Source organism: Streptomyces sp. NPDC034670 (assembly GCF_055574875.1).
The window spans coordinates 89,211-97,701 of record NZ_JBVITR010000011.1; the positions used below are offsets into that span (position 1 = coordinate 89,211).

Genomic DNA, 8,491 nt, shown 5'->3' on the forward strand with positions numbered 1-8,491 from the left:
AGGGGGCTCCTTGTTGTCTTTGGCGTGGGTGGTTTTGTTGCGGTGGTTGCCGTTCCCCCCCCCCCCCCCCCCCCCCCCCCCCCCCCCCCGGCGCCGGTCAGTCCCGCCGGCCCAGGACCTTCCCCAGGGTCTCCAGGGCCCCCCGCAGCTCGTCCGCCGTGATCGTCAGCGGCGGGGCCAGACGGATGGTGGAACCGTGGGTGTCCTTGACGAGGACGCCCTCGCGCAGGAGGCGCTCGCTCACCTCGCGGCCCGTGCCGAGGTCCGGGTCCACGTCGACGCCCGCCCACAGACCGCGGGAGCGGAAACCGACGACCCCCTTGCCGACCAGCGCCTCCAGGCCCTCGCGCAGGACCACGCCCAGCTCCGCCGCCCGGCGCTGGAACTCACCCGTCTCCAGCAGCTCCACCACGGCCGTGCCGACCGCCGCGGCCAGCGGGTTGCCGCCGAAGGTCGACCCGTGCTCCCCGGGGTGGAGCACCTGGAGCACCTCGCGCCGGGCGACCACCGCCGACACCGGGACGATGCCGCCGCCCAGCGCCTTGCCGAGCAGGACCACGTCCGGGACGACCGACTCGTGCTCCACGGCGAGCGTCCGGCCCGTCCGGCCCAGCCCCGACTGGATCTCGTCCGCCACGAACAGGCACCCCGCGCGGCGCGTCAGCTCCCGCACGCCCGCCAGGTAGCCGTCGTCCGGGACGACGACGCCCGCCTCGCCCTGGACCGGCTCGATCAGCACCGCCGCCGTCGTCCCGTCGATCGCGGCCTCCATCGCCGCCAGGTCGTTGTAGGGGACGACCCGGAAGCCCGGGGTGAAGGGGCCGAAACCGGCGCGCGCCACCTCGTCCGTCGAGAAGCTCACGATCGTCGTCGTGCGGCCGTGGAAGTTGTCCGCCGCCACCACGATCGTCGCCCGGTCGGCCGGGACGCCCTTCACGTCGTAGGCCCACTTGCGGGCCACCTTGACCCCGCTCTCCACCGCCTCCGCGCCGGTGTTCATGGGCAGCACCATGTCCAGGCCGGTCAGCGCGGCCAGCCGTTCGGCGAACTCCGCGAGGCGGTCGTTGTGGAACGCGCGGGAGGTCAGCGTGAGCCGGTCCAGCTGGCGGTGCGCCGCCTCGACCAGCGCGGGATGGCGGTGGCCGAAGTTGAGCGCCGAGTAGCCGGCCAGCATGTCCAGGTAACGCCGGCCCTCCACGTCCTCCACCCACGCGCCCTGGGCGCGGGCGACGACCACGGGCAGCGGGTGGTAGTTGTGCGCGAGGACCGGTTCCTCCGCGCCGATCAGCTCGGCGGACGAACGCGTGGCGACGGACGAGGTCATGAGCGGATCTCCTGAGTGCAGCACTTGATGCCGCCGCCCGCCTTGTGGAACTCGGACAGGTCGACGGGGACGGGGACGTAGCCGCGGTCGGCGAGCCGGGAGGCGAGTTCCACGGCCCCCGGCGAGATGAACACGTGGCGGCCGTCGGACACGGAGTTCAGCCCGAAGGCCATCGCGTCCTCACGGGTCGCGGTCACCGCGTCCGGGTACAGCCGGGCGAGCGCCTCGCGGCTCCCCGGCGAGAACGCCTCCGGGTAGTACGCGATGTTCTCCTCGTCCAGCACGAACAGCGCCGTGTCCAGGTGGTAGAAGTACGGGTCCACGAGGGTCAGGCCGATCACGGGCACCCCGAAGAACTCCTGCGCCTCGCGGTGCGCCTCACGGGTGGTGCGGAACCCGGTGCCGGCGAGGATCCAGCGCCCGGCGGGCACCAGGTCGCCCTCGCCCTCGCAGACCGACCCGGGGTGCCGGACCTCGTAGCCCTCGGCCTTGAACCAGGCCTCGTACGGCACGGACTCCGGGCGCCGCTCGGGCGCCAGGAACAGGGAGCCGAGGACGCGGCCCTCGACGACGACCGCCGCGTTCGCGGCGAACACCATGTCGGGCAGTCCGGGCTCCGGCTCCACGGTCTCCACGACATGGCCGTGGTCGCGGTAGGCGTCGACCAGCGTCCGCCACTGCCGCCGGGCGAGGGAGACGTCGACGGGGCGGTCGGGGTGCATCCAGGGATTGATCGCGTACCGCACGGCGAAGTGTCTGGGTTCGCAGACGAGATAACGCCGCCGGCGCGCCACACGGGAATCGGGCACAGAGGGGTTCCTCCGCTTCCACGCGGTGCCGACAGGGGGTGCTTCCACGGTAGGAACCGAGCGTGACGGGCGACAAGGAACGGAAGCTGCGCGCTCGCGCAGGATCGCTGCGTGTTTCCGCCGTTCAGCGCACGTCCGCTGCGCCTTCCGGGGCGGGCTGGGTGACGCCCGCCTCGGGACTGTCCGGGAGCAGGTGGGACAGCACCATCACGCTGATCGTCTTGCGGATGAACGGCTCCTGGCGGATGCGCTCCAGGACCTCCTCGAAGTGCTCCACGTCCCGCGCCCGCACGTGCAGCAGCGCGTCCGCCCCGCCGGTCACCGTCATCGCCGCGGCGATCTCCGGGTGGTTGCGCACCACCTCCGCCAGCCGCCGGGGCGGCGCCGCGCCCTCGCAGTACACCTCGACGTACGCCTCCGTGCGCCAGCCCAGCGCGGACGGCCGCACGGTCGCCGTGAAGCCGGTGATCACCCCGGTCTCGCGCAGCCGGTCCACCCGGCGCTTGACCGCCGTCGACGACAGCCCGACGGCCGCGCCGATCTCGGCGAAGGACGTCCTGGCGTTCGCCATCAGCGCGGTGACGATCTTCCGGTCGAGCTCGTCGAACGGCGCGGGCCTGCTGTTCATCCGGGAACTGTATCCAGCGGTGACCGGCCGCCGTCCAGGACGGCGGCCGGTCACCGGGGCCGTCGGCGACGGTCGCGTCCGGCACGTGCCCGGACGGGGGGATGCCCCTACACTCCAGCCTCATGCTGCGTGCCCTCGCCGTCGACGACGAACGTCCCTCGCTGGAGGAACTGCTGTACCTGCTCAACGCGGACCCCCGCATCGGCAGCGCCGAGGGCGCCGGGGACGCGACCGAGGCGCTGCGCCGCATCAACCGGGCCCTGGAGTCGGGCCCCGACGGTCCCGAGGCCATCGACGTGGTCTTCCTCGACATCCAGATGCCCGGCCTCGACGGACTCGACCTCGCCCGGCTGCTCACCGGGTTCGCCCGGCCGCCGCTCGTCGTGTTCGTCACCGCCCACGAGGACTTCGCCGTCCAGGCCTTCGACCTCAAGGCCGTGGACTACGTGCTCAAACCGGTCCGCAGGGAACGGCTGGCCGAGGCGGTCCGCCGGGTCGGCGAACTGCGCGCCGCCGCCCGGCGCGGCGCCGCCCCGCGCATCCCCGTGCACGAACCCGACCCCGACCACATACCCGTGGAGCTCGGCGGCGTGACCCGCTTCGTCGCGGTCGACGACATCACCCACGTCGAGGCCCAGGGCGACTACGCCCGCCTGCACACCGAACGGGGCAGCCACCTCGTCCGCATCCCGCTGTCCACCCTGGAGGAGCGCTGGCGCGCCCGCGGCTTCGTCCGCATCCACCGCCGCCACCTGGTCGCCCTGCGCCACATCGGCGAGCTCCGGCTCGGCGCGGGCACCGTGAGCGTCCTGATCGGCGCCGAGGAACTCCAGGTCAGCCGGCGGCACGCCCGCGAACTGCGGGACCTGCTGATGCGCCGGACCACGAGCTGAGGGGAGAACACCCGTGCCCCAGGACCCGACCGAGCGCCGCGTGGTCGTCACCGGCCCGCCCCGCCGCGCACGCCGCCCCTTCGGCTACTACCGCCCGCGCACCGAGATCGACGAGCAGACCACCCTCGGCCACACCTACGTGCGGTCCCTGATGCGCATCCAGCTGCGGGCCGGCCTCACCGTGTTCGCCGTCCTCGCCCTGCTCATCGGCCCGCTCCCGCTGGTCTTCGCCGCCGCCCCGGACGCCCGCCGCCTGGAGTGGGCGGTCCTCGGCTTCGGGCTGTACCCCCCGCTGGTGCTGCTCGCCCGCTGGTACGTGCGCCGCGCCGAACGCAACGAACGCGACTTCGTGCGGCTCGTCGAGGACCGCTGAGACGACGGGACCCGCGCACCGTGAACTCCGGCTACGCCGTTCCCGCCGTCGCCCTCGTCGTCCTGGCCACCGTCCTGGTCGGCGCCTTCGGCCTGCGCATCTCCCGCACCACCTCCGACTTCTACGTCGCCTCCCGCACCGTCGGCCCCCGGCTCAACGCGGCCGCGATCAGCGGCGAGTACCTCTCCGCCGCCTCCTTCCTGGGCATCGCGGGACTCGTCCTGGTCCAGGGCCCGGACATGCTCTGGTACCCGGTCGGCTACACCGCCGGCTACCTGGTCCTGCTGCTGTTCGTCGCCGCCCCGCTGCGCCGCTCCGGCGCGTACACCCTGCCCGACTTCGCCGAGGCCCGGCTCGCCTCCCCGGTGGTGCGGCGGCTCGCGGGCGCCCTCGTCGTCGGCGTCGGCTGGCTGTACCTGCTGCCCCAGCTCCAGGGCGCCGGGCTCACCCTGACCGCCGTCCTCGCCGGCGCGCCCGACTGGCTCGGCGGGGTGATCGTCGCCGTGGTGGTGACCGCGATCGTCGCCGCGGGCGGCATGCGCAGCATCACCTTCGTGCAGGCCTTCCAGTACTGGCTCAAGCTCACCGCGCTGCTCGTCCCCGCCCTCTTCCTGGTCCTCGCCTGGCAGCGCGACGGAGCGCCCGCCCACGTCTTCGACGAACCGGCCGCCTTCCGCGAGCAGCGGGTCGTCCGGGTGGAGGAGGGCCTCGACCTGAGGCTGGAGAAGACGCTGACCGTGACGGTGCACGGCACGGTCGACGGCCGCGCGTACCGGGGCACCGAGCTCCGGCTGCCCGCGGGCCCCCACCGCGTCGACGGCGGCACCCGCCTGACGTTCGCCGAGGGCACCGAGATCCCCGCCGCCGGACGCGGCGGGGACGACGCCCTGTCGCCCTCGCGGGCCGAGTCCCGCGAGGAACGCCCGCTGTACGCCACGTACGGGCTGATCCTGGCCACCTTCTTCGGCACCATGGGCCTGCCGCACGTGGTGGTCCGCTTCTACACCAGCCCGCACGGCGTCGCCGCCCGCCGCACCACCGTCGCGGTGCTCGGCCTCATCGGCGCCTTCTACCTCCTGCCCCCGGTCTACGGCGCGCTGGGCCGCCTGTACGCCCCCGAACTCACGCTCACCGGGAACGCCGACGCCGCCGTGCTCCTGCTGCCCGACCGGGTGATCGGGGGAGTGGGCGGCGACCTGCTCGGCGCGCTGGTCGCCGGGGGCGCCTTCGCCGCGTTCCTGTCCACGGCGTCCGGGCTGACCATGGCCGTGGCCGGCGTGCTCACCCAGGACGTCCTCCCCTCGCGGGGCGTGCGGCACTTCCGGCTCGGCACGGTGCTCGCCATGGCCGTTCCGCTGGGGGCGAGCATCCTGGTCGGCGGACTGCCGGTGGCCGACGCCGTCGGGCTCGCCTTCGCGGTGTCGGCCTCGTCCTTCTGCCCGCTGCTCGTCCTCGGCATCTGGTGGCGCCGGCTCACCCCGCCCGGCGCCGCCGCCGGGATGCTGGTGGGCGGCGGTTCCGCCTTCCTCGCCGTCGCCGCGACCATGACCGGCTACCCGGGCGGGGGCACCTGGCACGCCCTGCTCGCCTGGCCCGCCCTGTGGTCGGTGCCGCTGGGCTTCCTCACCATGGTCCTGGTGTCCCTGGCCACCCCCGGCCGGGTGCCGCCCGGCACGGCGTCGGTGCTGGCCCGGTTCCACCTGCCGGAGGAACTGCGCTCGGAGGTGTCCGCGTGAGCGGTTTCCTCGCCGGGCTGCTGGTCGCCGTCCTGCCCCTGCTGGCGGCCGGCTTCTGGCTGGGCCGGCGCACCGCCCGGCCCGCCAGCCTCGCCGGACTCGGCACCCCCGTCGAGCACGCGACCTTCGAGGCCCTGCACACCGCCTCCCTGGCCACCCCCCCGCTGCGGGCCGGGCTGACGGAGGAGACCGCCCGCAAGGCCGCCCGCAAGCTGCGCTCGCTGCTGGGCACGGACGCGCTGTGCCTCACCGACCGCGACCGGGTCCTCGTCTGGGACGGCGTCGGCGCGCACCACCGCACCGAGATCATGGAGCGCCTGGCCGGCCCGCTCGACACCGGCCGCGGCGAGGCCTTCCCGCTCGCCTGCGACACCCCCGACTGCACGGTGCGCTGGGCCGTCGTCGCCCCGCTCACCGTCGACGACCGGGTGCACGGCGCGCTCGTGGCCTGCGCGCCCCGTGAGTCCGCGGTGCTGGTCCGGGCCGCCGGGGAGGTCGCCCGCTGGGTCTCCGTCCAGCTCGAACTGGCCGATCTCGACCAGTCCCGCACCCGCCTCATCGAGGCCGAGATCCGGGCCCTGCGCGCGCAGATCTCCCCGCACTTCATCTTCAACTCGCTCGCCGTGATCGCCTCGTTCGTGCGGACCGACCCCGAGCGGGCCCGTGAGCTGCTGCTGGAGTTCGCCGACTTCACCCGCTACTCGTTCCGCCGGCACGGCGACTTCACCACCCTCGCCGACGAACTCCACGCCATCGACCACTACCTGGCGCTGGTGCGGGCGCGCTTCGGCGACCGCCTCCTGGTCACCCTGCAGATCGCCCCCGAGGTGCTGCCGGTGGCCCTGCCCTTCCTCTGCCTCCAGCCCCTCGTCGAGAACGCCGTCAAGCACGGCCTGGAGGGCAAGGCCGACCAGTGCCACATCCAGATCACCGCGCAGGACGCGGGCGCCGAGGCCCTCGTCGTCATCGAGGACGACGGCGCGGGGATGGACCCGGACCTGCTGCGCCGCATCCTCGCCCGCGAGGTGAGCCCCACGGGCGGCATCGGGCTGTCCAACGTCGACGACCGGCTCCGCCAGGTCTACGGCGACGACTACGGCCTCGTCATCGAGACGGCCGTGGGGGCGGGCATGAAGATCACCGTCCGGCTGCCGAAGTACCAGCCGGGGGTGCACTCGGCGGGCCGGCTCGCCCCGAGGTGAGGCCGGCCCGCCGCGGGCGTCCCTCAGGTGCTGCGCGTGGCGATCATCCCGAGGGTGATCAGGCCCAGGACCACCCAGCCGAACCACAGCCAGCCGTTGCTGCCGAGCGCCACCGTGTAGGCCGTCACGGCGACGAGCCCGCCGACGGTGAGCACCCCCATGGTCTTCGTCGAACTGGAACCGTTCATGGAACCGGGCATCGCGACACCCTCCTCATCCGGTTCCCTCCATGGTGCCCCTGTTCCGTCCTTTCACCATGAGCACGACGGCACCGGCACCGGCCCTCCGGGACGCCCCGGCGTGCCGGGAACCGTCCCGGGCCCGGCGGGGGCGGAGCGGGGACGCGTCCGCCCACCGCGGCCGGCGGCGCGGGGGGCGGACGTCACCGTCCTCCGGGACGGCGGGGGCGTCGGCGGGGGAAAGCCCCCGCCGAGGGGCGGGGGAGGGGAGGAGTCAGCTTCCGCGCGCGTGCAGCGAGGCCAGGTAGGCGTTGTACTCCTCGAGCTCCTTGTCCCCGTCACGGTCGGCGGCGCGGTCCTCGCGCCTGGCCTGCCGCTGGTCCGAGGCGTACCACTGGAAGAGCAGCGCGATCAGCACCAGGACGGACGGGATCTCGCTGAACGCCCAGGCGATGCCGCCGGCCGCGTTCTGGTCGGACAGCGCCTCGATCCCGAGCGAGGCGGGCGGGTTCTCGAAGGTCGTGACCATCGGGGAGGACGCCATCATCAGCGCGATGCCGAAGAAGGCGTGGAACGGCATGCCCGCGAACAGCTCCAGCATCCGCATCAGGTGTCCCGGACGGTGCGGTCCCGGGTCCACGCCCATGATCGGCCAGAAGAAGATCAGGCCGACGGCGAGGAAGTGCACCATCATCGCGATGTGCCCGACCTGCGATCCCATGAGGAAGTCGAAGATCGGGGTGAAGTAGAGCGCGTACAGGCTCGCGATGAACATCGGGATGGTGAAGACCGGGTGGGTGACGACCCGCATGTAGCGGCTGTGGAGCAGCATCAGCAGCAGCTCGCGCGGCCCCTTGCGGCCCCGCCCGGCCGTCGGCAGCGCCCGCAGCGCCAGGGTGATCGGGGCGCCGAGCAGGATCAGGATGGGCGACACCATGCTGATCACCATGTGCTGCACCATGTGCACGCTGAACATGACCATGCCGTAGTCGTTCAGGGCGGTGCACATCATCAGCCCGATGCTGAGCACACCGGTGACGAACGCCACCGTCCGCCCCACCGGCCACTTGTCCCCGCGCCGGGTGAGGCGCACCACGCCCCAGCCGTACAGGGCCAGCCCCAGGAGGCAGGCGATGAGGAAGAACGGGTCCGCCGACCAGGCGAGTCCTCGCCCCAGCGTGAACGGCGGCAGATCCATGGTCATGCCGTGCCCGCTGTGATCCATCCGCCGGCTCCTGATTCGTGGGGTTGTGCGCTGTCTGTCCGCACCAGAGTAGAACCGCCCCCAGTTGGGGCACCCCCACGGGGGGGGGTTGGAGCCCCCGGGGGTGCTAAAGCACACCTCCC

9 protein-coding genes are annotated in these 8,491 nt (G+C 73.4%); 4 read left to right on the forward strand and 5 right to left on the reverse strand.

Features of this window, described 5'->3' with window-relative positions:
- Positions 1–97 precede the first annotated feature (97 nt).
- The 3 genes from rocD to ACZ56B_RS11160 form a co-directional block, all read right to left on the reverse strand.
- Positions 98–1,324, reverse strand: a complete 1,227-nt coding sequence (gene rocD / locus ACZ56B_RS11150) for an ornithine--oxo-acid transaminase (RefSeq protein ID WP_468788569.1) — start codon at positions 1,322–1,324, stop codon at positions 98–100.
- Positions 1,321–2,133: a dimethylargininase gene (gene ddaH / locus ACZ56B_RS11155; RefSeq protein WP_468788571.1), complete on the reverse strand. Its 813-nt coding sequence runs from the start codon at positions 2,131–2,133 to the stop codon at positions 1,321–1,323. Before ddaH ends, rocD begins: the two co-directional genes overlap by 4 nt.
- A 124-nt stretch (positions 2,134–2,257) precedes the next feature.
- Positions 2,258–2,761 (reverse strand): Lrp/AsnC family transcriptional regulator, encoded by a 504-nt coding sequence (locus ACZ56B_RS11160; RefSeq protein ID WP_468788573.1) that lies wholly within the window; start codon positions 2,759–2,761, stop codon positions 2,258–2,260.
- A 122-nt stretch (positions 2,762–2,883) separates the two neighbouring features.
- Between ACZ56B_RS11160 and ACZ56B_RS11165 the strand changes: the two genes are divergently transcribed.
- The 4 genes from ACZ56B_RS11165 to ACZ56B_RS11180 are packed head-to-tail and all read left to right on the forward strand — an operon-like array spanning position 2,884 to position 6,965.
- Positions 2,884–3,654, forward strand: coding sequence for a LytR/AlgR family response regulator transcription factor (locus ACZ56B_RS11165; protein ID WP_468788574.1), 771 nt, complete (start codon positions 2,884–2,886; stop codon positions 3,652–3,654).
- Positions 3,655–3,667: 13 nt separating this feature from the next.
- Positions 3,668–4,027 carry a hypothetical protein gene (locus ACZ56B_RS11170; protein ID WP_468788575.1) on the forward strand — a complete coding sequence of 120 codons (360 nt, stop codon included), beginning with the start codon at positions 3,668–3,670 and terminating at the stop codon, positions 4,025–4,027.
- Between the two features lie 20 nt (positions 4,028–4,047).
- Positions 4,048–5,763 carry a sodium/solute symporter gene (locus ACZ56B_RS11175; protein ID WP_468788577.1) on the forward strand — a complete coding sequence of 572 codons (1,716 nt, stop codon included), beginning with the start codon at positions 4,048–4,050 and terminating at the stop codon, positions 5,761–5,763.
- Entirely contained in the window at positions 5,760–6,965 is a 1,206-nt protein-coding gene (locus ACZ56B_RS11180; protein WP_468788579.1) for a sensor histidine kinase, read from the forward strand. The genes ACZ56B_RS11175 and ACZ56B_RS11180 overlap by 4 nt, the downstream gene beginning before the upstream one ends.
- Positions 6,966–6,988: 23 nt before the next feature.
- Here ACZ56B_RS11180 and ACZ56B_RS11185 read toward each other — a convergent pair whose 3' ends face one another.
- Entirely contained in the window at positions 6,989–7,165 is a 177-nt protein-coding gene (locus ACZ56B_RS11185) for a hypothetical protein (protein ID WP_468788581.1), read from the reverse strand.
- 253 nt (positions 7,166–7,418) lie between these two features.
- A complete protein-coding gene (locus ACZ56B_RS11190) occupies positions 7,419–8,369 on the reverse strand; it encodes a cytochrome c oxidase assembly protein (protein ID WP_468788583.1) in 951 nt (316 codons plus the stop codon).
- Between the last annotated feature and the right edge of the window lie 122 nt (positions 8,370–8,491).

Excerpts from the sequence above, each read along its gene's own strand:
- rocD (WP_468788569.1), bottom strand. The coding sequence starts at position 1,324 with ATGACCTCGTCCGTCGCCACGCGTTCGTCCGCCGAGCTGATCGGCGCG.
- ACZ56B_RS11160 (WP_468788573.1), bottom strand. The coding sequence starts at position 2,761 with ATGAACAGCAGGCCCGCGCCGTTCGACGAGCTCGACCGGAAGATCGTC.
- ACZ56B_RS11165 (WP_468788574.1), top strand. The coding sequence starts at position 2,884 with ATGCTGCGTGCCCTCGCCGTCGACGACGAACGTCCCTCGCTGGAGGAA.
- ACZ56B_RS11185 (WP_468788581.1), bottom strand. The coding sequence starts at position 7,165 with ATGCCCGGTTCCATGAACGGTTCCAGTTCGACGAAGACCATGGGGGTG.
- ACZ56B_RS11190 (WP_468788583.1), bottom strand. The coding sequence starts at position 8,369 with ATGGATCACAGCGGGCACGGCATGACCATGGATCTGCCGCCGTTCACG.